We start from the raw sequence: 24,906 nt of genomic DNA, 5'->3' as shown, positions 1-24,906 counted from the left end.
GCGCAGCAGCCCCAAAACCAGGCAACTTGGTTTTTCTGAAAAAACGCGGTGGCTTTGATGGGGCTGCTTCGCAGCCCAGCGCGGGACAAGCCCGCTCACCACAACAGCCCAGTTGCCATAGATTCAGTATCCACGGGAAGTTGTGTAGATACCTATGGCTATCGGAGGCAAGCCTCCTCCCACATTTTTAACCTCATCTACCCTGAGATCACTGCATCCAGGGCGGCGGCGGTGGCTCGTCCGGCACTTTGCTAGATGGCGCATCGTCTGCCGCTCGAATCGCCTGCTTGCGCTCTTCATCCAGCCGCGCCGCTTCAATCTCGCGGATCACGCCGCCCACATCCGCCAACTCTTCCGGCTCGTCGAACTCACCGGTCAAGACGCTGGCCGGGTGCAAGGTGCCGGCTTCGTACAGCGCCCACATTTCCTTGGCGTACTTGGTCTTCTTCAACTCCGGGGCAAAGCGTCCGAAGTAGGAAGCCATGTTGCCCACGTCGCGCTCCAGCATGTTGAACGCATGGTTGTTGCCCGCCGCATCGACCGCCTGGGGCAGGTCGATGATCACCGGGCCGGTAGGCGTCAGCAGTACGTTGAACTCGGAAAGGTCACCGTGCACCAGGCCGGTACACAGCATCAGCACGATCTGGGAAATCAGGAAGGCGTGGTATTCGCGCGCCTGATCCGGCTCCAGTGTCACGTCGTTCAGACGCGGCGCCGCATCGCCGTATTCGTCGGCCACCAGTTCCATCAACAGCACGCCTTCAAGGAAGTCGTAGGGCTTGGGCACGCGAACGCCCGCGCCGGCCAGGCGGAACAACGCCGCCACTTCGGCGTTCTGCCAGGCATCCTCGGTTTCTTTCTTACCGAACTTGGAGCCCTTGGCCATGGCCCGGGCCTGACGGCTGTTACGGACCTTACGGCCTTCCTGGTATTCGGAGGCCTGACGAAAGCTTCGTTTATTCGCCTCCTTGTAAACCTTGGCGCAACGCAATTCGTTGCCGCAGCGCACCACATAAACAGCTGCTTCTTTACCACTCATGAGAGGGCGCAGCACTTCGTCGACCAGACCGTCTTCGATCAGGGGTTCAATGCGTTTAGGAGTCTTCATCAGCTTTTATTGTGGGTCCTTTATTACCAAATACGCGTATGGCACTCGTTATACGGCAATCGGCTCGCCGGTGGGAGGGGCTACCGACCGTTGATTGCTTAAGAATGCATCCAATATGCCAGTTTCAACGCTCAATGATCGCCGTCACGCCTTGACCGCCCGCGGCGCAGATCGAAATCAGCCCACGGCCCTTGCCTGCTGCATCCAACAATTTAGCCAGGTTGGCAACGATGCGCCCACCGGTGGCGGCAAACGGGTGGCCGGCGGCCAGGGAACTGCCCTTCACATTGAGCCGGCTGCGGTCGATGGCACCCAGCGGTGCGTCCAGCCCGAGGCGGGTCTTGCAGTAGTCCGCATCTTCCCAGGCCTTGAGCGTACACAACACCTGAGCTGCGAAAGCTTCATGAATCTCGTAGTAATCGAAGTCCTGCAACGTCAGACCATTCCTCGCCAGCAGACGCGGCACCGCGTACACCGGCGCCATCAACAGGCCTTCGGCGCCGTTGACGAAATCCACCGCCGCCGCTTCGCCGTCGCGCAGGTACGCCAGGATCGGCAAGCCCCGCTCTTTCGCCCACGCCTCACTGCCCAGCAGCACCAGGGATGCACCATCGGTGAGCGGCGTGGAGTTGCCGGCGGTGAGCGTGCCCTTTTCGCTGCGTTCGAAGGCCGGCTTGAGGGCGGCGAGTTTTTCCGGCGTCAGGTCGGGGCGAAGGTTGTTGTCGCGGGTCAGGCCCAGAAACGGGGTGAGCAGATCGTTGTGCCAGCCTTCGGCATAGGCGGCCGCCATTTTCTGATGGCTCTGCAGTGCAAGCTGGTCCTGCTCGGCGCGGGGGATCTGCCAGGTCTGCGCCATCAACTCACAGTGCTGGCCCATGGACAAACCGGTGCGCGGCTCGCCATTGCGCGGCAGTTCGGGCTTAAGGTGATGGGGACGAAGTTGTAACAGGACTTTTAATTTATCCGCCATGGATTTGCTGCGGTTGGCTTGCAGCAGGAGCTTGCGCAGCCCTTCATTCACCCCAATCGGCGCGTCGGACGTCGTGTCGACCCCGCCGGCGATGCCGCATTCGATCTGGCCCAGGGCAATCTTGTTGGCCACCAGCAATGCCGCCTCCAGCCCGGTGCCGCAGGCCTGTTGGATGTCATAGGCCGGGGTTTGCGGCGACAGGCGCGAGCCCAGCACGCATTCGCGGGTCAGGTTGAAGTCCCGCGAATGCTTGAGCACCGCACCCGCGGCCACTTCGCCCATGCGCAGGCCGTGCAGGTTGTAGCGTTCGATCAAGCCTTCCAGCGCGGCGGTCAGCATCGCCTGGTTGCTCGCGGTAGCGTACGGGCCATTGGAACGGGCGAACGGAATGCGGTTACCACCAATGATCGCTACACGGCGCAATTGAGTCATGGAAAGCTCCCTCTGTCTGTTATGGGCTTGATCACTGAGCCTAGTCGAACGACTGCTACCCTGGGATGGTCAACCCTTTGAACCCCAGCCTTCGGAGAGCGTTCCATGTCTGACCGTTATATCGACTTCGCCAACTCAAGCCTCGGCCATCGTCTGGTCGCCGCCCTTGGCCTGCCGTCACCGGTACGCCTGGAACGCTGGCAAGCCGGACGCCTGCGCCCGGTAGACGGTGCACTGCTGCTGGGCGGTGGTGCCCTGGCGAGCAAGGTGCAGGCATTTGCCCACAAACTCACTGACGCGACTTACACCTACGGCGCCGAGTCATCCACCTGGATTCCCGGACACGGCCCCAAGCTCAAGGCCGTGGTGTTCGATGCCAGCGAGTTGCAACACACCGACCAGCTCAAGCAACTGCGCGAGTTCTTCCAGCCGCTGATGAAAAACCTCGCCAACAGCGCTCACCTGGTGATCCTCGGCCGCGCTCCGGAAAATCTCAGCGAACCGTTTGCCGCCAGCGCCCAACGCGCCCTGGAAGGCTTCAGCCGTTCACTGGCCAAGGAACTGCGCAACGGCGGCGTGTTGCAACTGCTGTACGTCGGCGAGGGTGCCGAGGACCAGTTGGAAGGCGCGCTGCGTTTCTTCCTCTCGCCGAAAAGCGCCTACATCTCTGGCCAGGTGATCCGCCTGCAGGCTTGCGCCACCCCCGTCGAGGATTGGACCCGCCCACTGGCCGGACGCAAAGCGCTGGTCACTGGCGCGGCGCGCGGCATCGGCGCGTCCATCGCCGAAACCCTGGCCCGCGACGGTGCCGAAGTCATCCTGCTGGATGTGCCGCAAGCAAAATCCGACCTCGAAGCCCTCGCCGCGCGCCTGGGTGCGCGCACCGTGGTGCTGGATATCTGCGCCGAAGACGCCGCCGGCCAGTTGATCGAACACTTGCCCGATGGCCTCGACATCCTGGTGCACAACGCGGGCATCACCCGTGACAAAACCCTGGCCAACATGACCCCGGAATATTGGGACGCGGTGCTGGCGGTCAACCTCAATGCGCCACAAGTGCTGACCCAGGCGCTGCTCGACAGCGGTCGCCTACACGACAACGCCCGCGTGGTGGTGCTGGCCTCTATCAGTGGCATCGCCGGCAACCGTGGGCAAACCAACTACGCCGCGAGCAAGGCGGGTTTGATCGGACTGGTGCAGGCATGGGCGCCGTTGCTCAAGGAGCGCGGGATCAGCATCAACGCCGTGGCGCCAGGGTTTATCGAAACCCAGATGACCGCGCATATCCCGTTTGCCCTGCGTGAAGCCGGGCGCCGCATGAGTTCCCTGGGCCAAGGCGGTTTGCCCCAGGACGTCGCCGAAGCCGTGGCCTGGCTCGGCCAGCCGGGCTCCGGCGCGGTCAGCGGGCAAGCATTGCGGGTGTGCGGGCAAAGTCTATTGGGAGCGTAAATATGGAATGGCAGACCTTAGGCAATACTCCGTTTCTGCCGCCGTTGTATTGGCGGGCGGCGCTCAAGCGCAAGATTACCGGCAGCACGCTGCCTGAGCAGGGCCTGCGCTGTCGGGTCAGCGTCAGCCCCGGGGAAGTGGCGGCGTATCGCAAGGTCTGCGGCTTTGCCGACAGCCCGATCCTGCCGGCGACCTATCCGCACATCCTGGCGTTTGGATTGCAGATGCAGCTGCTCACGGACAAGGCATTTCCCTTCCCGTTGCTGGGGTTGATCCACCTGAGCAATCGCATTCGCATCCATCGACCGCTGGGCGGCGTAAACGAGCTGTCCATCGCTGTGCACACGCAAAACCTGCAACCTCACGCCAAGGGCGCAACCTTTGAGGTGGTGACCACTGTCGAAGATGCTCTAGGCGTGCTGTGGGAAGCCGAGAGCCGGATGCTCTGCCGAGGCGTAAAACTCGAAGGCGAAGCAGCCGATGACACCCAGCCCACTCCTGCGCAGATCAGCGAACTGACCCGCTGGAAAGCCCCCACCAATATCGGCCGTCGTTACGCGAGGGTCTCCGGCGACTACAACCCGATCCACCTGAGTGCGCCGACTGCCAAATTGTTTGGCTTCCCCCAGGCCATCGCCCATGGACTCTGGAACAAGGCGCGCACACTTGCGGCCCTCGGTGAGCACCTGCCCGCTGCCAATGTGGAAATCGACGTAGTGTTCAAGAAGCCGGTGCGCCTGCCCAGCGAAGTGATATTGCACAGCAGCGCCTCCGGTTCCAGCGGCGAATTACTGCTGAAAGGCGCCGCAGACATTGAACATATGCTGGGTAAATGGCGGCCAATCGCATAAAAACCGCCGATCTCGGACGAGGCTCTCGACAGCCTCAACCGCAAGCCGCGGTATTCCTTGAGCTTCAGTTATCAACTCTGACGAGGTGCACAGTGCTCACGAGGATGAATGCTTTTTGAGCGGAAACAGGTTATCCAACGTATCGATCAACCGCACCAGGTAGATCGGCTTGCGAAACAGGTCGAGCACCTGCAGGCGCAACATGTCACTCATATCATCCATCTCGGCATGACCCGACATCACAATCACCGGCAGGTGCGAGCGTGAGGTGTGTTCGCGCAGGCGCTTGATCAAGGAGATCCCGCTTTCTTCGGGCATGCGCAGGTCGGTGATGACCAGGGCAATATCCGGATGAAGTGTCAATTCTTGCAAGGCGAAGGTGACGGAGGTGGCGGTAAAGCAGACGAATCCCTCGTTTTCGAGAGATTCGGCGAGCTCGATCAGGGCGTCCTCTTCATCGTCCACCAATAAGATTTGCTGGCGTGAAGAAGATGCGCTCATGGCCGTACCTGCGAGGGAAAAGATCGAATGACTGGCACAACCTGGCATCAAGTCCCTGTCGGCATTTTGGTCGACATGTTGGTGAAGATGGTACTTATCTTGGTGCCCAATCCGGTCCCTGCACCGACAATGACAAGGGCAACCAGCGCCACAATAATGGCGTATTCAATACCTGAGGCACCCTCGCTGCGTTTGAAGAACAGTTGCGTCTGCACGTAAAGCTTCACTATCAGGTCAAGGAACATATGACTTCTCCCTAAAGCGCCACTGATTGCCGGTACGGCTCTAGCACGATCTATGCGGCGTGCCACTAGAGCATTGTCAACAAACCCTGGGCTCACAACTGTAATAACGAGTTAATCACAAAGTATTAGTCGCAAAGTTGGCGTCATAAAACCAAGCGTTCAAGGAGGCGGATCTTTAGTTCCGGTAAATTTTTTGTCAGGTAATGGCATTTCGTCCTAGCTGAGCTACCTTCAAATAGCCAAATCGTTAGATGTTCATCACAGCCAGGTTGCGAATTAACTCGTTTGGATTGGCGGGACTGTAGTGCAACCGGAAAGGGAGAGCCGTCATGAACAGTCGTATCAGCATGATCCTGGCTGGCGTGCTGTTGGTCGGGGCGTTGATCGCGGGGTATTGGGGGCTGGTGCTGAGCCGCCAACCCGCCCCCGTCGCCGAACCTGTCATTTCTGCTGAAAAACCCGCCGCTGCCGCCGAAGACCAGACCCGCCTCCCGGTCGTGGTGCTGGCGCGCGATGTGCCGCCTTTCGTAGCGCTGACCGAAACCGACCTGGCCGTGGAAAAGCTGCGCACGGTGCCTGCCGGCAGCCTGACCCAACTTGACCAGGCGATCGGCCGCACCCCGCAGCGCCCCCTGAGCGCGGGCACTTGGCTTAATCAGGAAAGCTTCAGTACGGGCGGCCCGCTGGCCCGCATGATTCGCCCCGACGAGCGCGCACTGGCGGTTGCGGTCGATGAAGTGGTGGGTGCCGGTGGCCAACTGAGCCCCGGCGATTACGTGGACGTGCTGCTGTTTCTGCGCCAGGAGCCGGGCAACGCCGAGCCGTCGGCGCAGATCGTGGTCCCGGCGATGCGCTTGCTCAGCGTCGGCGACCAATTGGGTCTGACCAACGATGGCCAACCCGCCATGCCGCCGCCGGTCACGGCCGAAGAACGTATCCAGGCCGCGCAACGCCGGGCCGCTGCACGCAGCGTCGTGCTCGCCGTGCCGGAGCCTCTATTGAGCCGCCTGATGCTCGCCACGCAAGCCGGTACGTTGCGCCTGGCCGTACGCAGCGCCGACGAGCAACTGCTCAGCCGCTATTGGGCCGGCGACAGCGATGCGGCGCAAAAACTGCAAAGCGCCAACCGCGACCTCTACCAATTCACCCAACTGGCCATGAGCGCGCCGCCCAAACGCGTCGCCGTCGCCGTCACCAGCGGAGGGCCAAGCGTACGACGTGGCATTGAAGTGATTCGCGGCGCCCAAGCGGCGCCGCAAAACCCGTGATTGAGCAAGGATGCCTTGAATGAGCCATCGCTATGCCCCGCTGTTCACGCACATCGCCTGCGCCCTGATGCTGTCGAGCCTGTCGGTCGGCCTCGCAGTGGCGGCGCCGGGCAACTGCAGCGCCCTGGGCCAGTTGCCTGCCGTGGTCGAGGTGGGCGAAGGGCTGCAACAGGAACTGCAGTCGCCGGTGGCGATTACGCGCCTGGCGATTGGCGACCCGAAGATCGCCGATGTGCGGGTCCACGGTGACCGCAATTTTCTGCTCACCGGTGTCGGCGCGGGCGCCACCAGCCTGCTGGTGTGGACCGCCTGCGCCAGCGCGCCGCGCCAGAGCATGGTGTTCGTCAAGGGCAAGGCTACGTCGGCGCTGACCAGCCTGTCGCTGTCGCCGTCGGAGGACCCGTCACTGCCCAGCCAGGTACAGACCGATATCCGCTTTGTCGAAGTCAGCCGCACCAAGCTCAAGGAAGCCAGCACCAAGTTTCTCGGCATGGGCACCAACTTTTTCCTCGGCAGCCCGAACTTGCTGTCGCCCTCCGAAGGCGTGTTCAAACTGCCGGTGAGCACCGACAGTTTCAACGTCGGCTTTGGCGGCGGCCGCGTCAAAGCCATGATCAACGCCCTGGAACGCAGCGGTTTTGCCTACACCCTCGCGCGCCCGAGCCTGGTGGCCATGAGCGGCCAGAGCGCGACCTTCCTCGCGGGCGGCGAAGTCCCGGTGCCGGTGCCCAGCGCAGGCAGTGACACCATTTCCATCGAGTACAAGGAGTTCGGCATCCGCCTCACCCTGACTCCCACCGTGATCGACCGCAACCGCATCACCCTCAAGGTGGCGCCGGAAGTCAGCGAACTGGACTACAGCAACGCGGTGGTGATCCAGGGCATCCAGGTGCCGGCCCTGACCGTGCGCCGCACCGACACCAGCGTGTCCCTGGCCGATGGTGAAAGCTTCGTGATCAGCGGCCTGATCAGCAGCAATAACCGTTCGACCATCAGCAAGTTTCCAGGCCTGGGTGACATCCCGATCCTCGGTGCGTTTTTTCGCGACTCCAACATCAACCGTGAAGAAAAAGAACTGCTGATGATCGTCACGCCGCACCTTGTCCAACCGCTGGCGGCCAACGCTCGCTTGCCCTCTTTGCCCGGCGAAAAACTGCGCAGCTACGACCCGAACTGGTACCGCATGTTTTTCCTCGAAAACGGCAACTTCGACCGTCGCAGCGGACTGTCCCAATGAGCGATAGCCTGAGCCAGACGTTTCTGGCAATCACCCGCAACGACACCGACCTTGAATGGCTGCAGGGCGCCCTTGCGCCACTGGGCCAGGTGGTCAGTGCCGGCAGTGGCTCGCTGGATGAATTGCTCGCCCTGGTGGACGTGACCTTCGCCAACCTGGTGTTCGTGGGCCTCGACCGGGAAAACGTGGTGGCCCAGAGCGCATTGATCGAAGGTGCGCTGGAGGCCAAGCCGATGCTCGCGGTGGTCGCCCTTGGCGACGGCATGGACAACCAGTTAGTGCTGAACGCCATGCGCGCTGGCGCGCGGGATTTTGTTGCCTACGGCTCACGCTCCAGCGAAGTCGCCGGCCTGGTGCGGCGCCTGAGCAAGCGCCTGCCGCCCGTCACGTCGAATGCGCAACTGGGCGGGCTGACCGTGCTGTATGGCACCCAGAGCAATGCCGACGGCGCGATGCTGGCGACGCACCTGGCCATGGTGGTGCAGAAAAGCGGGCAACAGACGCTGGTGCTGGACCTCGGCCTGCCGCGCAGCGACAGCCTGGCGCTGCTGGGCCTGGAAAGCACCTTCAATTTCGGCGATGCGCTGCGCCATTTGCGCCGCCTTGATACCACGTTGATCAACAGCGCATTCACCACGGCCAAGGACGGCCTGCGTATCCTCGCGTACGCCACCGGCGACGAACCGCTCAAGCTCACCAGCGCGGCCGAACTGTTCATGTTGCTCAGTGCACTGCGCCAGCATTTCCAGCACATCGTCGTCAACATCACCGGGCAACCGGACAGCGAAGCGCTGCGCACCTTTGTCAGCCACTGCGACAAGCTGCTGTGGTGCACCGACCAGAACGTCCTGGACTGTCGCCGCAACCTGGCAGTCCTCAACCGCTGGCGCGACAAAGGCATGAAGCTCGATCACGCCAAGCTGGTGATCGATCGCTACATCAAGTCATGCGCGCCCGACACCGAAGCGCTGGAAAAAAGCTTCGGCCTGCAGTGCATCGCCGTCCTGCCCTTGAGCGCCGAACTGCGCCTGAACGTGAAAAACCAGGGCCAGACCCTGTTTGTCCTGGCGCCCCGCGAACCCTTGACCCAAGCCGTGCGCACCTTGGGCGAGCGTCTGGCGAAACGCTCCGAAGGCCTGGAAAAACCGTCAATGCGCTGGTTTGAACGCATCCTGGGGGCTGGACGATGAGCGGCGAAAAACTCTTCGGCGGGCCCGCCCGCAACGCCAATGGCAAAAGCGATAACGACGGCTTGAAGCTGGTGCTGCATCGCTACATCATCGACGCCATTGAAGAGTCGGGCAGGAACCTGCTCGAAGGCACGCGCCAATCCCTCGCGCAATTTGTCATCGACAAAGTCTCCGAATACATCACGCGCATGCGCCTGGCAATCTCGCGCTATGAAATGGAGCGGCTGGCCGAAGAGATCGTCGACGAACTCACAGGTTTCGGCCCGCTGGAAGTGCTGCTGCGCGACCCGTCAGTGACCGAGATTCTGGTCAACGGGCCGCATCGGGTATTTATCGAACGCGAAGGCCTGCTGCACCAGAGTGACCTGCGTTTTATCGACGACCATCACGTCGAGCGCGTGATGCAGCGCATCCTTGCGCCACTGGGCCGACGCCTCGACGAGTCGTCGCCGATGGTGGATGCGCGTCTGCCCGATGGCAGCCGGGTCAATGCGATCATCCCGCCGATAGCCCTGGACGGGCCGTGTCTGTCGATCCGCAAATTTCGCAAGGACATGCTCAAGAGCAGCGACCTGGTAGCCATGCAGACCATCGACCAGAGCATCTTCGAGTTCTTCCAGGAGGCCGTCGGCAAGCGCTGCAATATTCTGATCAGCGGCGGCACAGGCACCGGCAAGACCACCCTGCTCAATATCCTCAGCCAGTTGATCAACCCCCGTGAACGGCTGGTGACCATCGAAGACGTTGCCGAACTGCAACTGGGGCACCCCCACGTCGTGCGCCTCGAAACCCGCCCGCCGAATGCCGAAGGCCATGGCGAAGTGCGGTCCAGCGACCTGATCCGCAACGCCCTGCGGATGCGCCCGGACCGCATCATCCTCGGCGAAATCCGCGGCGTCGAAGTGCTCGATGTGATGACCGCGATGAACACCGGTCACGACGGTTCCATGAGCACCGTGCACGCCAACAATGCGCAGGATGCGTTGCTGCGCCTGGAAACCCTGGTGGGGTTGACCGGTCGCGTGGTCGCGGAAAAAACCCTGCGCCAGATGATCTGCGCCGCACTGGACGTCATCATCCAACTCACGCGCATGCCCGATGGCCGCCGCTGTGTGAGCGAAGTGGTGGAAGTGGTCGGCGTGCGCGATGACGTGTATGTCACCAATACCCTGTTCCGCCTGGACCGGCGCACCGGCTTCGGTTTCCTGCGCGAAGCCATCCACCCCGCAGGCGACAAACTGCGCCGCGAATCGGCCTTGCCGCTATAGGGGGCGCTGAATGACCGGACCCTTGCTGCTGCTTATTTGCCTGCTGCTGATCGGCCTGTCGCTGTGGCTGTTCGACAACAGCCTGCGCAAGGCCCAGACCGACCGCGTGCTGGAACGCCTGGGCGACGGGCAGCCCGAGACCGCCGAAGCGAGCACGTCCTGGAGCGGTCTTGAGCGCATGTTCCTGCGTGCAGGGCTGGGTAAGCCCACCGACCGCCTGGGCCTGTGGTTGAGTGCGTGGGTGATCGGCGCCCTCTTCGGCTACCTGCTGGGCGACGGCTGGGGCCTGTTCACGATGATCGTCGGCCCGCCGTTGGTGCTGCGCCTTTACATCGGTTGGCGTTACCAGCGCCGCGTCCAGCGCATGGTCGAGCAACTCCCGCAGTTGCTCGACCACAGCGTGCGCAGCCTCAAATCCGGCAGAACCCTGGCCGACGCGGTGTTGGGCGGCATCGAAGGTGTCGAAAACCCACTCAAGGAGGCCATGGGCCGCGTACAGCGTAACGTGCGCATGGGCGTCAGCCTGCCCGACTCGGTCAGCGACTTCGCCGAGTTCTACGAACAGGACGAGTTTCGCCTGTTCGCCCTGGGCCTCAAGGTCAACCACCGCTACGGCGGCAATGCCAGCGAACTGCTGGAAAACCTGATCAGGATGATCCGCGAGCGCGAACAGGCCTCGCGTCAACTCAAGGCCATGACCGGCGAAACCCGCATGACCGCCTATGTGCTGGGTGGGCTGCCGATCTTGATGGTGGCTTACTTCATCCTGGTCAACCCCGGCTACCTGATGACCATGTGGAATGACGACACCGGGCGCCACATGTTGCTGGCTGCCACCGCGATGGACCTGACGGGCACGTTCGCCATGTGGCGCATGTTGAGGAGTGTCTGAGATGGTGCTTCTGGTGGGTGCCCTGTTGTTTCTCGCGGCGCTGGTCCTGGTGGGCGGTCAGGTGCTGGAGCATCGGCGCCGCGAGCGCCGGGTGACGGAACGCCTGCAGGGGCGCATCACCAGCGAAGCCAGGCTCGGCTCGCTCATCCGGCTACTGGGCGCAAGCTCGCTGGCCCAGGGCTCGGTGAGCCTGGACAGCGAAACGCAGACCCTGCTCAACCGCGTAGGCTGGCGCAAATCCAGCCAACGCTCGCTGTTTGCCGCACTGCAGATCGGCGTGCCGTTTGTACTGATGGCCTTGACCCTGCTTGGCCAGGAACTGCTGTTCCCCGAGGTGGAACCCGTGTGGATCGCCCCGCTGCTGGCCCTGGGCGTCGGCTACCTGCTGCCCAAGCGCGTGCTGGCCACCGCCGCCAGATACCGCCAGCAGCGCATCGCCAGGGAAATCTCCACGTTTATCCCGCTGCTGCGCATCCTGTTCGAGTCGGGCATGGCGATTGAACAATCGTTGCGCGTACTGGGCAGCGAGGCGCAACGCTTGCTGCCCGACCTTACCCACGAATTGCGCCTGATCCTGGCGCGGGTCGATTCCGGCCTGGAACTGGGCGAGGAGCTGGGCAAGACCGCGCACTTGCTGGAAGTCGACGAGTTCACCGACACCTGCGTCATCCTCCAGCAGTTGATCACCCAGGGCGGCGGCGCAATGAAGTCCCTGCTGGCGCTCAAGCAATTGCTCGACGACCGGCGCCTGACCAATCTGCAGGAATTCATCTCGAAGATGTCGGCGAAGATGTCGGTGGTGATGATGGTGTTTCTGTTTCCGGCATTGTTGATTGTCCTCGGCGGCCCGGCCTTTATCGGCATCGCCCGAGCCCTGGTCCATTTTTAAGGAGCACCCGATGAAACCACTGATTGCCGCCATGGCCCTGCTGCTGCTCGGCGGTTGCGCCAGCAACGGGCAGACGCCCTGGGCCTCATTCACGTCGCCCGGCAGTTGCGCCAAGCCCAGTTCGGAACAGGACCTGGCGCTGAACCTGGCCGACGACATGGCCAACGAAGACAAGCTCCACGCCAGCCTGGCCAACCTGCAAAGCCTGCCCGATACGCTGCCCCAGGTGCGCCAGCGCAAGGCCCGCGCCTATCGCTTGCTGGGACGCAGCGAGGCCGAGCCGTTGTACCGCAGCCTGATCGGCACCTGCATGGCCGCCGAGGGTGAACACGGGCTGGGGCAATTGGCGGTGGCGCGGGGCGACAACGCCCAGGCGCTGGTCCATCTGCAAAATGCTGCGCGGCTGGCGCCCACCGACGAGAAGATCCGCAATGACCTGGGTGTGGTCTACCTCAACCAATCGCGCCTGGAAGAAGCGCGCTTTGAATTCTTGACGGCCATCGAGCTCAAGCAGAGCGACCCGTTGGCCGCCGTCAACCTGGTGACGTTGCTGATTTATCAGGACGACTGGGGACAAGCGGCCAAAGTGGTCAGCCAACTGGGCCTGAGCCCCGCGCAAGTCACCGAAGCCCAGGCGCGCGCGGCCAAACTCAAGCGCAGCCCTGCACGCAAAGTCGCGGCCGTCGCCGATGCCCTGCCCGTGACGATCAAGTAAGGAGTCGAGTATGAAAGCCCATTTACTGATGTGCCTGAGCCTGCTGCCGCTGGCCGCGGCGGCCATCGAGCCGGGGCCTTCGTCCCCACAGCAGGCTGAAACGGAAAATTGGCTGGCGCTGCAGGTCAATGGTCTCGCCGCGTCGCCCACCCCGCAAACCACCACGCCGGCGGAACGCGAACAGGCCCTGCAACGCTGGCTGGACAGCAACAAGCATCCGATCCCGGAATACTTCGAGTCGAAATCCAGCTCGTCCGGCGGTGGCGACAGTAAATGAAGTGATGAGCGTCAGTGCGCCGTGACCCGCTGACGCATGACCGAGTTACTCGGCGACAGCGCCAGCGCCAGTTGGGTGCGGTTGTGCATATGGGTCAGGCGCAACACCTGCGACACATACAGCTTGACGGTGTTTTCGGTGATGCCGAGTTCGCAGGCGATCTGGTAGTTGGTCTGCCCCTTGCCCACCAGACGGGCAACGTCGAGCTGACGCGGTGAGAGCTGATCGAACATGGCCGGGATTTCCACCGGCGCAGGCTCCTCGCCGACCGACTCGGCCGCGTCCGCCACGCTCGGGCTGCGACGCACCTTGTCGAGATCCTGATACAGATCGTTGATGGATTCGGAAAGGTATTGCAGCTTCAGGTTCAGTTGCCCCAGGTGCAATTCCTTCTGACGCTCCTCCAATGCGGCTTCCTGGCGCTGCAGGCCTTCGAGCAGTTCTTCGAGGTCGATCGGCTTCTGGTAGTAGTCCGAGATGCCGGCGCGCAGGGCCTTGATCACGTCCTGTTTATCGGCACGCCCGGTGAGCATGATCGCCTCGAACGCACGATGCTTGCCCGCGATGTTCTGCATGGCCTGGACCAGTTCGATCCCATCCATGTCCGGCATGTGCAAGTCGCACAACACCAGGCCAATCTCCGTGTCTTCGGTGAAGCGCTGCAAGGCATGGCGGCTGGATTCGCAAGGGACGCAGCGATAGCCGCTATTTTCGATAAATTCACAAAGCTCCTCGACGATCAGTGGTTGATCGTCGACCACGAGCACTTTTACAGCCGAAGTGAGCTTGTTCACACGTTACTCCATGCCTGGCAAGCCAAATGATTGACCTATCCCTTTCGACGCAGAATGTGAATCATCTGCTCAATAAACCTAGCCCTACTTTCCGACTATGTACATAGCGATAGAGGCCTTGTGCGACTAGTGGATCCAAAACCAATACAGGGCAAAACCTGTCAATACAAACGGTGCGAAAGGCTGCTTTCTTGACGTGCGCCTCGTCGCTGTTTCATGGCGCGCGCCAAGCCCTTGATGCACAAGCGACGAGGCCGCGAGCAGCGCCGCCGCAAGAATCAGCGACCACAGCAAATGATTCACCGTGGTGGCCAATCCCAGCGCCGCGAGCAGCTTTACGTCCCCCGCGCCGAAGCGGCCCAGCGCGTACCCCGGCAAGGTCAGCAGCAAGGCCAACACCAGCGCCCACGCGCCCTCGCCTGCTGGCGCACCCAGCCAGGTGCAGCCCGTCCACACCACATACAGCAGGGCCAGCAGCGCCGCGCCGAGGGTCAGCCCGTTGGCGATATGCCGCTGACGAAAATCCTGCACGGCACAGACACTCAGCCAAAGTAGCAACACCGCGCCATGGATCACGTAAAAAACATCCCTTTTTGCTGAATGATTCTATGCTGATATCAAGTAGTAGCCGTCAGGGTAGACGCAGTCATGAGAACCAGCCTCCCCAGAACGCAAAAAGGTGCCGCGGCGATTGAGTTCGCCTTGGTTTTCGGGATCTTTTTTGCGGTGTTCTATGGATTGATCAGCTACAGCCTGCCGCTGCTGTTGATGCAATCTTTCAATCAGGCGGCAGCCGAAGCGGTGCGCCAGGCTATGGCGGTCGATCCAGTGGCTGCCGGCACCGCGTATGGCACACAGGTCACCCAACGCGCCAAAGACACGGTCGTCAGCCAATTGAGCTGGATCCCCGCCAGTTTCAACTTTCAGAGCAGCTACATCAGTTCAACCTACGTCGGCACCACCCTGACCGTGGCGATCAGCTACCCCACCACTAATCTGTACTCCGTGTTCCCGGCGCTGGTGATACCCGGCGTGGGCACCGTCCCCAGTCTGCCGGCCAGCCTCTACGCGCGTTCGAGTCTGCAACTTTGACGGCGGGGGACAACCTCTTCGGGCGCCTGTTGGGCCGCACCGACGCCCTGGCCCGCGAAATAACGGCCATGCCCGCAACCGGGCTGCACGTGCACCTGGATCAGCTGGGCCATGTCCTGCACATCGGCGGCACCCTGCGCTCGCAACTCGCCGCACCCGCCGCCAGCGAGCACAAGCCACTGCTGCGTGAGCTGCTGTGCGCGGCCAGTGTCCTCAGCGTCGAGGGCAACCCAGCAGACTGGCAATACCAGAGCCTGGACCTGGATTTCCAGGCAAGCGCCGGCAAAATCCTGCATCTGCGCGGCTGGATCGAGCCCGACGGCGACGGCTGGAACCTGCACCTGATGGACGTCAGCGACTTGCTCGCCGAGCACCAACAGGCCGGCGATCGCGAGGAGAACCATCAGCTCGCCAGCCGCATGAGCGAGCAGCTGCGCGTGTGCAGCCTGAGCCGCTTGCCGGAAGTGCTCAACGAACAACTGCGCAGCCTGTCGCAGCACTGGCACATTCCCTGTGTCGCGTTGGCGCTGCTGGATGATGAAACCCAGGGTTGGCGGATCTACAGCCAATACGCCGGCCACGACGCACCGACCTTGTGGCAGGCCGACCAGCCCCTGGGCACCAGCCTCGACAGCGTCAATGGCAACGTCCCCTTGAGCCTGCCCAATGGCCGCAGCGACAACCCCCGGCTGCACAGCGTGTTCGGTGATGCCGACGGTTTTCTGGTGCCCTACCGCGATGGTCAGGGCGTTGCCGCGTGGCTGCTGTGCGGCTTTTATGAGGGGCAGGCGCAGATCAGCAACACCGAATGGCTGCACCTGTGCGCCGCCCTCGCCGCGCCGCTGCTGAGCCGTTTGCGCGAGCAGCGTTACCATCAACAGCTGGAGCGCGTAGAAGCCTTGCAAGGCCTGCTCGGCACCGGCTGGTGGGAGTTGCTGCCGACCACCCGCGAAATCCAGCTCGCCCCGCAGTTGTTACGCAGCCTCGGCCAGGAAGACGGCGCCAGGCGCCAGCCACAGGCAGCCTGGCTCGAATTGATCCACCCCGCCGACCGCCAGGAGTTCGACAGCCGCCTGCACGATCTGCAAGTCCTGGGCAAACCGCTGCTCGCCAGCGTGCGCCTGCAACGCAGCGACGCCGAAGGCCACCCGCTGTGGTACCGCGTGCAGGGCCAGGTGCTGGGGCTGGGCGACAGCCAGCGCTGGATCGGCGTGATGCTCGACATCAGCGATATCAAGAACCAGCAACTGCAAGCCGCCGCCGCCCACGCACGCCTGGACAACCTGATCGCCAGCGCTCCTGCCGTCATCTATGTACAGCGTTATGTCAGCGGCGCGCTGCACCCGGCGTTCTTCAGCGACAGCCTGCTGCCGCTGCTGGGCTGGACCCTCGACGACTGCAATCACGACAACCTGCTGTCGTTGATCCACCCCGACGACCGCGATGTCTATTTCGAACGCACCCGCCAGTTGCTGCGCGAAGGCACCGTGCGCAGCCGCTACCGCGTACGCGACAAACGGGACCACTACCACTGGCTGCTCGATGAAGCCAAGTTGCTGCGCGATGACCTCGGTCTGCCGGTAGAAGCCGTCGGCCTGTGGCTGGACGTGACCGAAGCGACCCTCGCCGCCGAGCACGTCAAGCAAAGCGAAGAGCGCTACCGCATCCTGGTGGAAGACTCACCGGCGATGATCTGCCGCTACCTTCCGGACCTGACCCTGACCTTCGGCAACACGCCGCTGGCCAACTACCTGGAATGCCCGCCGGCGCAACTGCCGGGGGTGAACCTGGGCCATTGGCTGTCGGACGAACAGCGCCAGGCCTTTGTGCAACGCATCCGCCAACTGACGCCGGAGTTCCCGGTGAGCACCGCCGAAATCAGCCTGGAACTGCCCGGCCGCGAGCACGCCTGGTGGGTGTGGTCTGACCGTGGAGTCTTCGACGCGAACGGCACACTGGTGGAAGTCCAGGCCGTGGGCCGCGATAACACCGAAGTACGCCGCTCCCAGCAACAACTGACCCAAAGCGCGAAAATGGCCACCCTCGGCGAAATGGCCACCGGGCTGGCCCACGAGATCAATCAACCGTTGAACGTCATGCGCATGGCCATCGTCAACGTGCTCAAACGCCTGAGCAGCGGCGACGCGCCGGTCGACTACCTCACCGAAAAACTCCAGCGCATCGACGCCCAGGTGCAGCGTGCGGCGCGGGTGGTTGACCATATGCGCGTGTTCGGCCGCCGCTCGGAAATCGAGCAGCAACCGTTTGATCCTGCACAGGCGGTCGAAGGCGCGTTGTCGTTGCTCAGCGAAGGGGTGAAGGGCAAAGGCCTCGATCTACGGGTGATACCGGCGGACTTTGTCGTGCAGGTCAACGGCTACGTCGATCAGCTCGAACAAGTGCTGATCAACCTGGTGGTCAACGCCCGCGATGCGCTGCTCGGCCAGCGTGAGAAAAATCCGCAGCTGCAGCCATGGATTGCGCTGCATAGCGAGCATGACAGTCGTCATGTGCGCATCTGGGTAGAAGACAACGCCGGTGGTATTGACCCGCGCCTGATGGAGCGGATTTTCGAGCCGTTCTTCACCACCAAGCCGATTGGCGTGGGCACCGGGCTGGGGCTCTCGGTGAGCTACGGGATCGTCGAGAACATGGGCGGACGCCTGAGCGTCAGCAATGGCGCCGACGGTGCGCGGTTTTGCGTGGAGTTGCCCATTCTTCAGATCACCAGATAGGCGCGGCCCATGTGGCAAGTGAGGTTGGCGCCGACTTCGGCGTTGCCCAGATTAATGCCCAGCGCCGCCAGCAGCGTGTTGACGATGGGATCGAGGATCGGCGCAAGCACGGTTTGGATCAGTCCAACCACGCTGCTGACGATTGACGCCAGTGCCGTCGTCACTGTGGCGGTGGGGTTGTTCGGCGAACTGCCGGTGGGCGGCACGTAAGTGACCTGCAAGCCGCTCAAGGTGGTGCCGAGGCTGTCGACGATGTTGGCGGTGCCGGGCGCGTTTTTATAGGTGGGTGTCGCGTTCATCTCCGCCACCGGCAGAAACACCATGGGGTTGGTCTGCGCCGCCACCGTGGTCAGGGCGCGCAGGTTCAAGCCGCCGCCGACACCAGCAGTACGCGGCCCGCAGATCAAGGTCAGCAGGCAGTATTTCTGGCCAAAATCGATCAGCCGGATCGGTTGCACAGTCACCGCCGCCGACGACGAAAACGCCGACACCGGGTCCACATAACCGACACCCAAGGTGGCAAGGGACGTGGTGGCCTGCACAGTCAGCGACTTGGTCGCCGGCGTGGCGCAACTGTAGTCGGTGACGTGGCTCTCGGCGCTGGCCGCTTCGATGTAAATCGACAACGTTTGCGTGATGTCCACATCCGCCACATTGCAGCCGACGACACACAAGATACCGCCCACCACATCGGGCAGGTTCAGGTTGAGCAGGCCGCCGACCACTTTCGATACCGGGGTCGTCAAGCCCGCCAAGATGGACGAGACACCTGAGACCACTTTGAGGATCGGCGCCTGCACCACCACCAGGGTCCGCACTTGCGCGGTGCGCACGAAAATCTGATCAGTTGGCGGGCTTTTCAACAGCCCGGCCTTGGCCAGCGCGGGGTTGCCTATGGCCGACAGCTGCGGCGCCTCAATCACCTTGGTCTGGATCGACACATTGCCCACCAGCGGAATACTCACCTGGGTCGCCGCGCTCACCGCACTTTTGCTGCTGGACAACTGCGCCACCGCTTCCAACAGTTGAAACAGCTGCACATTGGTGTTCAGCGCGGCGGCGGGCGTCCCGGTGGCGACTTTCAACAAGTCGCCGACTTTCAACAGTTGGGTAGTGGGGGCGATGGCCTTCACTGAGATCACATCGTTGATCACCGCCGTGGCCACCGCGCCATTTTTTTGCAGTACCTTCACGGTGGCATCGATCAGTTGGCTGGCGGACACGGCGGTGTTGAGCAATGCATCGTAGTCGCCAGCGGTCACGTTCAATTGCACCGCCAGTTGGTCAAGGAAACCGAGCAGATTGACGTTGGTCTGCAACAATCCGTTCCAGCCGGCTGCCGTGATCGACAGGCTGCCGCCGAGCAGATTGCCGAGCGCCAGGTTGAGCAGCGGGGATTTGGTGGAATCGACCGTTGCCAGGCTGCTGCGAATCGTCAGTTGTGCGACCGGCGGTGCAAACGCAGCCACGGCGGTGGCGGTCAGCACCGTTTGCGTGGATATCGGCGTGCCGCTGAACATGTTCCAGATACCGCCGGCGATGCTGGTCATCACGCTGTTAGTCGCCACCACGCGGATTGCGTCGTTCTTGCTGGCATCGGCGGTGTAGACGCGGATATTGCTCGCGTTGGTTGCCAGTGAGCCGCAGGTCACGGCCAAGCCACGGGTGGTGTCGCCGGCGACCACGGTGAAGCCATTGCGGGTGGCGTTCTGTATGGCGAAGTCATTGGCGGTGGAGGTTGGCGTGCACACGCCGCTACGCCCCGCCGCTTCCAGGGCGGCGCTGTCGGCGATGGACTGCAATTTGCGCTTTTCCAGGTACAGGCGACCGCTGTCCACTGCCAGCAGCATGAAGACCATAGCCACGGCCAGGGTCCCCGCTGCCATCAAGCCAATCGCACCACGCTGTCTGAAACCAGGTCGGGGAGACATCAAGGCACTCCTTAGCGCTTACTCTCCGTAGGTGCTGTGGAGTGTAGACAAGGCTTGGGAAGTGCGTTGGCCAGTGGCCATAAATTGCTGTTCGGGTTGATCCAGTGGCGGGCCAGGTCAGTGCGGCGGGTAGCTGGAAAGGATGTGCGTCACCGTCGTGCGGATCGCGTTATCACGGTCCTGTGGGTTGGGCGTGCTGCTCATCAGCTGTTCATCACTGCCGCGCCACACCAGTTTGCCGTCCTTGCCATCGAGCAAGTCGATCTGGAGGGTCGCGACTTTGTAGGTGATGTTGCGCGTTTCGTTGTACATCGGCGCGCCCCAGTAGCCGTTCCACGGGCCGCCCCAGGCGCCGCCGTAGTTGGTGGTGACTTGCTGCTGGCGGTCTTCGACGATGAGGTAGGCCTGTACGGTGAGGTCGGCCTTGGTACCGGCTGCGGCGGGGCGCAGGCCGCGTTGGTCGAGTTGCTCGCCCACGGCTTGGCGGATGCGTTGTTCGGTGAGGTCGCTCTTGATCCGTGGATCATCAGGGCGGTATTGCAGGGCCGGGTCTTTCCAGGCCCAGTTGCGGTAGGCGCCGAAGTCTCGGCTGGCGTCATAGTCGTGGTTGACCTGGCTGGTCTGGCAACCGCCCAGCAGCACGACAAAAGCGAGCGTAGCGATGCGACGAAACATGGTTTTTCTCCAAAAAGCGAACAGCGCTTGAAATGAGAATAGCGGTTAACGGGGCGGGTAGGCGCTCATGGCCTTTTGCACGGCCTGGCGCAAGGCATCGGCGCGTTCGCCGAGGCTGCCCTGGCTGGCAGTTTCGGCGCTGGTGCTCCACACGGGCTGACCGCTGCGGGCGTCAAACAGATTGACCCGCACCACGGCTACCGTCACCTCGTAAGTGCGCACGATCGGCGCCGAGTTGTACATCCCGTAGCCATTGCCGTAGCGGTTGTAGCCGCCGTAGCCGTAACCGTAGTCATCCTGGACTTGCTTGAGACGCTTCTCCAGGCGCACGTCCGCACTGACCAGCACGTCGGGCGCGCGGTTGTCGTGCAAGGGCCGCAGGCCGCGTTGGTCGAGCGCGCCGCTGACGGCTTCGGCAATTTGCGCCGAATCCGCCCAGGCCGAGCCCGCCGGCAGTTGGCCGTTGCGCCACGCCCAATTACGGTAGGCGCCGTAGTCGCGCACCGGCGCAGGATACGCACTGGCATCAAAGGTGGTGGCCGCCTGGGCCGGCGCCGGTGGCAGAGGCGCAGACGCCGCCACATAAGGGTTGGGGCTGGAACACGCGCCCAGCCCGAGGGATAACAGGATCAAACAGAGACGACGCATTTCGACCTCCGCAGACTGGGCCGCTTAAACCGGACGGCAGATCCAGTGCAAATAACGCCCAAGTCCGGCAAAGCTTGGGTGACGACGGTGAGCGAGTTCCATCTCAACAAGGTCCTGTAAGTTCACGCGGGCCTGGAATTCCACCGGCATATAGTCGTGGAAAACGCGCACGCCACTTTGGCTTTCGACCTGCCATAGCCCGTCGAGTTGCGCCGCCAATTCGCGCGGGTCGAGGGGCTGTTGCGGGGTCAGGCTCTGCTTTTCGCCGGCCATGTCGTTCTTGCGCATTTTGCGGAAGTGGCCTTTGAGCAGGTTGCGATAAATCAGCGCATCACGGTTGTAGAACGCCAGGGACAGCCAGCCACCCGGCACCGTCAGTCGGTGCAGCACCGGCAGGATTGCATGGGGTTCGGCCAGCCATTCCAGCACCGCGTGGCACAGCACCAGGTCGTAAGGTTCGGTGAGCTGGCCGAGCAGGTCTTGCCAGGGCGCATGGATAAAGGTCGCCGTCTGCCCGGCCTCGGCGAAGCGCTGGCGCGCACCTTCAAGCATCGGCTCGGCGGGTTCGGCCAGGGTCACCTGGTGGCCGCGCTCGGCCAGCCACAGCGACATATGCCCCAGCCCCGCGCCGATATCCAGCACGCGCAAGGGGCGTGCCGGCAGGGCTTCAATCAAGTCGGCCTGAAGCACAGCCAGGCGAATCGCGCCTTTGGCACCACCGTAGATTTTCTCGGCAAAGCGCGTGGCCAACTGGTCGAAATGACGGTCACTCATGGGCAAACCGCCGTTCGCTGTCAGCCAGTTTGGCGCGCACCACTTCGTTCATGTCCAGGCCCAGCTCACTGCACAGCAGCAACAGGTACAGCACGATATCGCCGACTTCCTGCCCGGCGTGGGCGAGTTTGTCGGCGGGCAACTGGCGGGATTGGTGTTCGGTCAGCCATTGAAAGATTTCCACCAGCTCGGCCATTTCCACGCTGGCGGCCATGGCCAGGTTTTTCGGGCTGTGGAACTGCTTCCAGTCGTTGGTATCGCGGATGCGATGCAGGCGTTCGGTGAGATGTTCGAGGTTCATAGGGGGCTCCTGAAGGGTATAGCTTCCGGGGGATGAGCCTTCAAGGCAAGTGAATCACTTGTGTGGGAGGGGCTTGCCCCCGATGAGCATGGGTATCTACACAACTCTCAAAGGCTTACACATAACACTGTGGTGATCGGGTTCTTGCTGATGCTACGCGGTGTTTGTTATTGGGGCTGCTTCGCAGCCCAGCGCGGGACAAGCCCGCTCACCACAACAGCCCATTTGCCATAGATTCAGCATCCACTGGAAGTTGTGTCGATACCTATGCCCCGATGAGGCCCTAATCCACCACGCTGAATTCAAGCCGTGCAGTTTGACCGGCCTCATCGAGGACACTGAGCTGATAGCGCCCCAACCGCTCGAAACTGGCATTGATAAAGTCCTGATTGGCACTGTCCCCCAACGGCGCGCCATTGAGGAACCACCAGCGCCGACCACTGCCGCCCAGGGCCGAGATTTTCAGGCGCAGGGTTTGTTGGCTGGCGGCGGGCAGGCGCAGTTGGTCGCCTTCACGCACGCCGACAATGGACAGCGGCGAAGACGCGGCCAGCGCCGGTGGCGGGCAATCCGGATCGGCGGCCGGGATGCGTGCTTCGCGGCGTTCGGCCCTTGGCAGCCACGGTTCCAAAGGCGCGGGCCAGAGGGCGATATGGCGGGCGACGGCACCGGGGCAATGGGCGTCAACCCGCAGGCCCTTGGCGTTGACCCAGATACTTTCCATCAAGCCCACACTCAGTGGTTGGTCCAACGCCTGCAAGGTCGGCGGCGTGGTGTTGTCCAGGGTCCAGGCGAAGCGTTGGCGCCGACAATTCGGATCGCTGCGGCTCATCGGCTGGCCCAGGGGCCAACAGATCGCCGCCACGCCGACAGTGGCTGGCACCGGTAAAACCGGCGCACTGATGCCGCGCTGGCTGTCGCGGTTGGTCAACACGTCATGCACCTGCAACATCAGAGGCGCCGCCGACGCCAAGCCGAACTGGCCCGGCACGGGCGTGCCGTCCGGTCGGCCGATCCACACGCCGATCAGGTAGCGCGGCCCCACGCCAATCGCCCAGGCATCGCGAAAGCCGTAGCTGGTGCCGGTTTTCCAGGCAAGCACCGGGCGCTGCACCAGCTCGGCACGCGGGTCGCGATCCGGCCGCGCTTGCCCACTGAGGATGCGCCGCACAATCCAGGCAGAACCCGGCGACAGCATTGGCCGTTCTCTCAACGTATCGTCAGGCTGTAATCGGATGGAAGCGCTTTTACCGGCCCGGGCGAAGGCACTGTAACCACCCACCAAATCTTCCAGACGGCTGCCCGCGCCGCCGAGGATCAGCGCCAGGTTCGGCTCGGCCAACGCAGGCAATGCCAGCGGCACGCCGCCGATGCGCATCTCGGCGGCAAATCGCTTGGGCCCGTAAGCTTCCAGCAACTGCACCGCCGGCAGGTTCAGGGAGCTGGACAACGCAGTACTCGCCGGCACCGCGCCGGTAAACCCCATGGAGAAATTGCCCGGCCGGTAATCACCATACCGCCGGGGCACGTCCTGCAGCAGCGACTCGGAGTGAATCAGCCCCTCATCCAGGGCCAGGCCATACAGGAAGGGTTTCAAGGTCGAGCCTGGCGAGCGCAACGCGCTGATCATGTCCACATGGCCAAAGCGCCTGGCGTCGTTGATGTCCACCGAGCCCAGATACGCCCGCACGGCCATGGTTTCCTCTTCCACCACCAGGATCGCGGCCGAGGTGTGCTCCGGCAACCGTGCGCGCCAGCCCAGCAACAGGTCTTCGAGACGGCGTTGCAGGGTGGCGTCAACGGTGGTGCGGATCAGCGGCGGGCTGTCGGGGCGGTTCAGGCGGCGGGCGAGCAAGGGGGCCAGGCTCGGTTCCAGGCGTGGGGCAAGTAGCAGCGGTTCTTCAAGGGCTTCGTCGACCGCCGATTGCGGCCATACCTTAAACTCGGCGAGGCGCCGCAAGACCTTGTCCCGAGCCTGCTGGGCGCGCTGCGGATGGCGGTCCGGACGCAAGCGGCTGGGCGCCTGGGGCAATACGGCAAGCAAGGCCGCTTCGGCATGGGTCAATTGCGCCGGGGATTTGCCCAGATAGGCCCAACTGGCCGCGGCCACGCCCTGCAACGTGCCGCCAAACGGGGCGCGGTTCAGGTAGAGGTTGAGGATTTGTTCCTTGGACAGGTGCCATTCCAACTGCGCAGTGCGCCACAGCTGGCGCAATTTACCGTGAAAGGTGCGTGAATGCGGGTCGAGCAAACGGGCGACCTGCATCGACAAGGTGCTGCCACCCGACACCACCCGAGCGCCGGTCAGGTTCTGCCAGGTCGCGCGCGCCAACGCCAGCGGGTTTACGCCTGGATGCTGGTAGAACCAGCGGTCTTCGTAGGTGAGCACGGCGTCCAGGTAATACGGCGAGACCTCGCTGGTTTGCACCGGGTAGCGCCATACCCCATTAGCATCGGCAAACCGCCACAACGGCGTGCCATCCTCGGCCAGCACCACCCGCGCCAGGTCATCCTTGGGCAGGGGCAGCGGCCAGATACGGTCGGCCAGCCACAGCAGGGCAATCACCAACAGGAGGGTCGCCAGGGTCCAGCGGGCAACTAAACGCAATTTCAAACGGGCAAACCTCTATGCTGGTAGGGAACTAGCCTGTCGCATTAACAACC

At 62.8% G+C, this 24,906-nt stretch carries 24 protein-coding genes; 12 read left to right on the top strand and 12 right to left on the bottom strand.

Annotated features, from left to right (window positions below):
- Positions 1-208: 208 nt before the first annotated feature.
- A complete protein-coding gene (locus tag NDJ82_RS22635) occupies positions 209-1,108 on the bottom strand; it encodes a PA4780 family RIO1-like protein kinase (protein ID WP_112193264.1) in 900 nt (299 codons plus the stop codon).
- A 124-nt stretch (positions 1,109-1,232) separates the two neighbouring features.
- Positions 1,233-2,510: an acetyl-CoA C-acetyltransferase gene (locus NDJ82_RS22630; RefSeq protein WP_112193262.1), complete on the bottom strand. Its 1,278-nt coding sequence runs from the start codon at positions 2,508-2,510 to the stop codon at positions 1,233-1,235.
- A 105-nt stretch (positions 2,511-2,615) separates the two neighbouring features.
- On the opposite strand from NDJ82_RS22630, the gene NDJ82_RS22625 reads away from it, so the two are divergent.
- Both NDJ82_RS22625 and NDJ82_RS22620 read left to right on the top strand, forming a co-directional pair.
- On the top strand, positions 2,616-3,959 hold the full coding sequence (locus NDJ82_RS22625; RefSeq protein ID WP_250926324.1) for a 3-oxoacyl-ACP reductase: 1,344 nt from the start codon (positions 2,616-2,618) through the stop codon (positions 3,957-3,959).
- 2 nt (positions 3,960-3,961) lie between these two features.
- Positions 3,962-4,810, top strand: coding sequence for a MaoC family dehydratase (locus tag NDJ82_RS22620; protein ID WP_250926323.1), 849 nt, complete (start codon positions 3,962-3,964; stop codon positions 4,808-4,810).
- A 96-nt stretch (positions 4,811-4,906) separates the two neighbouring features.
- Here NDJ82_RS22620 and NDJ82_RS22615 read toward each other — a convergent pair whose 3' ends face one another.
- Positions 4,907-5,311, bottom strand: coding sequence for a response regulator (locus NDJ82_RS22615; RefSeq protein WP_112193256.1), 405 nt, complete (start codon positions 5,309-5,311; stop codon positions 4,907-4,909).
- Between the two features lie 47 nt (positions 5,312-5,358).
- A complete protein-coding gene (locus NDJ82_RS22610; protein WP_112193254.1) occupies positions 5,359-5,556 on the bottom strand; it encodes a Flp family type IVb pilin in 198 nt (65 codons plus the stop codon).
- Positions 5,557-5,885: 329 nt separating this feature from the next.
- Between NDJ82_RS22610 and cpaB the strand changes: the two genes are divergently transcribed.
- Genes cpaB through NDJ82_RS22570 form a run of 8 tightly spaced genes read left to right on the top strand, consistent with a single transcriptional unit; the run spans position 5,886 to position 13,292 of the window.
- A complete protein-coding gene (gene cpaB, locus NDJ82_RS22605) occupies positions 5,886-6,824 on the top strand; it encodes a Flp pilus assembly protein CpaB (RefSeq protein WP_250926322.1) in 939 nt (312 codons plus the stop codon).
- A 19-nt stretch (positions 6,825-6,843) separates the two neighbouring features.
- The gene (locus tag NDJ82_RS22600; RefSeq protein ID WP_099583574.1) at positions 6,844-8,061 is read left to right on the top strand and encodes a type II and III secretion system protein family protein; all 1,218 of its coding nucleotides are present in this window, start codon (positions 6,844-6,846) and stop codon (positions 8,059-8,061) included.
- Positions 8,058-9,251 (top strand): CpaE/TadZ family protein, encoded by a 1,194-nt coding sequence (locus NDJ82_RS22595; protein WP_191959598.1) that lies wholly within the window; start codon positions 8,058-8,060, stop codon positions 9,249-9,251. The genes NDJ82_RS22600 and NDJ82_RS22595 overlap by 4 nt, the downstream gene beginning before the upstream one ends.
- The gene (locus NDJ82_RS22590) at positions 9,248-10,519 is read left to right on the top strand and encodes a TadA family conjugal transfer-associated ATPase (protein WP_099583576.1); all 1,272 of its coding nucleotides are present in this window, start codon (positions 9,248-9,250) and stop codon (positions 10,517-10,519) included. The genes NDJ82_RS22595 and NDJ82_RS22590 overlap by 4 nt, the downstream gene beginning before the upstream one ends.
- 10 nt (positions 10,520-10,529) lie before the next feature.
- The gene (locus NDJ82_RS22585) at positions 10,530-11,411 is read left to right on the top strand and encodes a type II secretion system F family protein (RefSeq protein ID WP_099583577.1); all 882 of its coding nucleotides are present in this window, start codon (positions 10,530-10,532) and stop codon (positions 11,409-11,411) included.
- Position 11,412: 1 nt separating this feature from the next.
- Complete coding sequence (locus NDJ82_RS22580) at positions 11,413-12,300, top strand: type II secretion system F family protein (protein WP_158878337.1); 888 nt, start codon at positions 11,413-11,415, stop codon at positions 12,298-12,300.
- A 10-nt stretch (positions 12,301-12,310) separates the two neighbouring features.
- The gene (locus NDJ82_RS22575) at positions 12,311-13,015 is read left to right on the top strand and encodes a tetratricopeptide repeat protein (protein WP_099583579.1); all 705 of its coding nucleotides are present in this window, start codon (positions 12,311-12,313) and stop codon (positions 13,013-13,015) included.
- Between the two features lie 10 nt (positions 13,016-13,025).
- Positions 13,026-13,292, top strand: coding sequence for a DUF3613 domain-containing protein (locus tag NDJ82_RS22570; protein WP_112193246.1), 267 nt, complete (start codon positions 13,026-13,028; stop codon positions 13,290-13,292).
- Positions 13,293-13,303: 11 nt separating this feature from the next.
- On the opposite strand, the gene NDJ82_RS22565 is transcribed toward NDJ82_RS22570, so the two are convergent.
- A complete protein-coding gene (locus NDJ82_RS22565; protein ID WP_250926321.1) occupies positions 13,304-14,086 on the bottom strand; it encodes a response regulator transcription factor in 783 nt (260 codons plus the stop codon).
- A gap of 126 nt (positions 14,087-14,212) precedes the next feature.
- Positions 14,213-14,662, bottom strand: coding sequence for a prepilin peptidase (locus tag NDJ82_RS22560; RefSeq protein ID WP_250926320.1), 450 nt, complete (start codon positions 14,660-14,662; stop codon positions 14,213-14,215).
- 72 nt (positions 14,663-14,734) lie between these two features.
- On the opposite strand from NDJ82_RS22560, the gene NDJ82_RS22555 reads away from it, so the two are divergent.
- On the top strand, positions 14,735-15,178 hold the full coding sequence (locus tag NDJ82_RS22555; protein WP_099583583.1) for a TadE/TadG family type IV pilus assembly protein: 444 nt from the start codon (positions 14,735-14,737) through the stop codon (positions 15,176-15,178).
- Positions 15,175-17,913 carry a PAS domain-containing sensor histidine kinase gene (locus NDJ82_RS22550; protein ID WP_250926319.1) on the top strand — a complete coding sequence of 913 codons (2,739 nt, stop codon included), beginning with the start codon at positions 15,175-15,177 and terminating at the stop codon, positions 17,911-17,913. Before NDJ82_RS22555 ends, NDJ82_RS22550 begins: the two co-directional genes overlap by 4 nt.
- Here the strand turns inward: NDJ82_RS22550 and NDJ82_RS22545 are convergent.
- From NDJ82_RS22545 to pbpC, 6 genes are all read right to left on the bottom strand, one after another.
- Positions 17,898-19,844 (bottom strand): pilus assembly protein TadG-related protein, encoded by a 1,947-nt coding sequence (locus NDJ82_RS22545; protein ID WP_250926318.1) that lies wholly within the window; start codon positions 19,842-19,844, stop codon positions 17,898-17,900. The genes NDJ82_RS22550 and NDJ82_RS22545 overlap by 16 nt on opposite strands.
- A 117-nt stretch (positions 19,845-19,961) precedes the next feature.
- Positions 19,962-20,519 carry a DUF4136 domain-containing protein gene (locus NDJ82_RS22540; RefSeq protein WP_250926317.1) on the bottom strand — a complete coding sequence of 186 codons (558 nt, stop codon included), beginning with the start codon at positions 20,517-20,519 and terminating at the stop codon, positions 19,962-19,964.
- Between the two features lie 45 nt (positions 20,520-20,564).
- Positions 20,565-21,167, bottom strand: coding sequence for a DUF4136 domain-containing protein (locus NDJ82_RS22535; RefSeq protein ID WP_099583587.1), 603 nt, complete (start codon positions 21,165-21,167; stop codon positions 20,565-20,567).
- 24 nt (positions 21,168-21,191) lie between these two features.
- The gene (locus tag NDJ82_RS22530; protein WP_250926316.1) at positions 21,192-21,941 is read right to left on the bottom strand and encodes a methyltransferase domain-containing protein; all 750 of its coding nucleotides are present in this window, start codon (positions 21,939-21,941) and stop codon (positions 21,192-21,194) included.
- Positions 21,934-22,242 carry a MazG-like family protein gene (locus NDJ82_RS22525; protein ID WP_250926315.1) on the bottom strand — a complete coding sequence of 103 codons (309 nt, stop codon included), beginning with the start codon at positions 22,240-22,242 and terminating at the stop codon, positions 21,934-21,936. Before NDJ82_RS22525 ends, NDJ82_RS22530 begins: the two co-directional genes overlap by 8 nt.
- A gap of 283 nt (positions 22,243-22,525) precedes the next feature.
- Entirely contained in the window at positions 22,526-24,856 is a 2,331-nt protein-coding gene (gene pbpC, locus NDJ82_RS22520) for a peptidoglycan glycosyltransferase PbpC (protein ID WP_158878529.1), read from the bottom strand.
- Between the last annotated feature and the right edge of the window lie 50 nt (positions 24,857-24,906).

Origin of the sequence: Pseudomonas sp. SR18 (assembly GCF_023701505.1) — a bacterium.
GTDB classification, from domain to species: domain Bacteria; phylum Pseudomonadota; class Gammaproteobacteria; order Pseudomonadales; family Pseudomonadaceae; genus Aquipseudomonas; species Aquipseudomonas cyclaminis.
Note: the sequence above shows the minus strand (reverse complement) of the source record. Positions and strands in the feature narration are given on the sequence as shown.

Coding starts and splice junctions, on each gene's coding strand:
- cpaB (WP_250926322.1), top strand. CDS start 5,886: ATGAACAGTCGTATCAGCATGATCCTGGCTGGCGTGCTGTTGGTCGGG.
- NDJ82_RS22595 (WP_191959598.1), top strand. CDS start 8,058: ATGAGCGATAGCCTGAGCCAGACGTTTCTGGCAATCACCCGCAACGAC.
- NDJ82_RS22580 (WP_158878337.1), top strand. CDS start 11,413: ATGGTGCTTCTGGTGGGTGCCCTGTTGTTTCTCGCGGCGCTGGTCCTG.
- NDJ82_RS22590 (WP_099583576.1), top strand. CDS start 9,248: ATGAGCGGCGAAAAACTCTTCGGCGGGCCCGCCCGCAACGCCAATGGC.
- NDJ82_RS22630 (WP_112193262.1), bottom strand. CDS start 2,510: ATGACTCAATTGCGCCGTGTAGCGATCATTGGTGGTAACCGCATTCCG.
- NDJ82_RS22555 (WP_099583583.1), top strand. CDS start 14,735: ATGAGAACCAGCCTCCCCAGAACGCAAAAAGGTGCCGCGGCGATTGAG.
- NDJ82_RS22530 (WP_250926316.1), bottom strand. CDS start 21,941: ATGAGTGACCGTCATTTCGACCAGTTGGCCACGCGCTTTGCCGAGAAA.
- NDJ82_RS22620 (WP_250926323.1), top strand. CDS start 3,962: ATGGAATGGCAGACCTTAGGCAATACTCCGTTTCTGCCGCCGTTGTAT.
- NDJ82_RS22625 (WP_250926324.1), top strand. CDS start 2,616: ATGTCTGACCGTTATATCGACTTCGCCAACTCAAGCCTCGGCCATCGT.
- NDJ82_RS22615 (WP_112193256.1), bottom strand. CDS start 5,311: ATGAGCGCATCTTCTTCACGCCAGCAAATCTTATTGGTGGACGATGAA.
- NDJ82_RS22575 (WP_099583579.1), top strand. CDS start 12,311: ATGAAACCACTGATTGCCGCCATGGCCCTGCTGCTGCTCGGCGGTTGC.
- NDJ82_RS22540 (WP_250926317.1), bottom strand. CDS start 20,519: ATGTTTCGTCGCATCGCTACGCTCGCTTTTGTCGTGCTGCTGGGCGGT.
- NDJ82_RS22600 (WP_099583574.1), top strand. CDS start 6,844: ATGAGCCATCGCTATGCCCCGCTGTTCACGCACATCGCCTGCGCCCTG.
- NDJ82_RS22635 (WP_112193264.1), bottom strand. CDS start 1,108: ATGAAGACTCCTAAACGCATTGAACCCCTGATCGAAGACGGTCTGGTC.
- NDJ82_RS22525 (WP_250926315.1), bottom strand. CDS start 22,242: ATGAACCTCGAACATCTCACCGAACGCCTGCATCGCATCCGCGATACC.
- NDJ82_RS22585 (WP_099583577.1), top strand. CDS start 10,530: ATGACCGGACCCTTGCTGCTGCTTATTTGCCTGCTGCTGATCGGCCTG.
- NDJ82_RS22610 (WP_112193254.1), bottom strand. CDS start 5,556: ATGTTCCTTGACCTGATAGTGAAGCTTTACGTGCAGACGCAACTGTTC.
- NDJ82_RS22570 (WP_112193246.1), top strand. CDS start 13,026: ATGAAAGCCCATTTACTGATGTGCCTGAGCCTGCTGCCGCTGGCCGCG.
- NDJ82_RS22545 (WP_250926318.1), bottom strand. CDS start 19,844: ATGTCTCCCCGACCTGGTTTCAGACAGCGTGGTGCGATTGGCTTGATG.
- NDJ82_RS22535 (WP_099583587.1), bottom strand. CDS start 21,167: ATGCGTCGTCTCTGTTTGATCCTGTTATCCCTCGGGCTGGGCGCGTGT.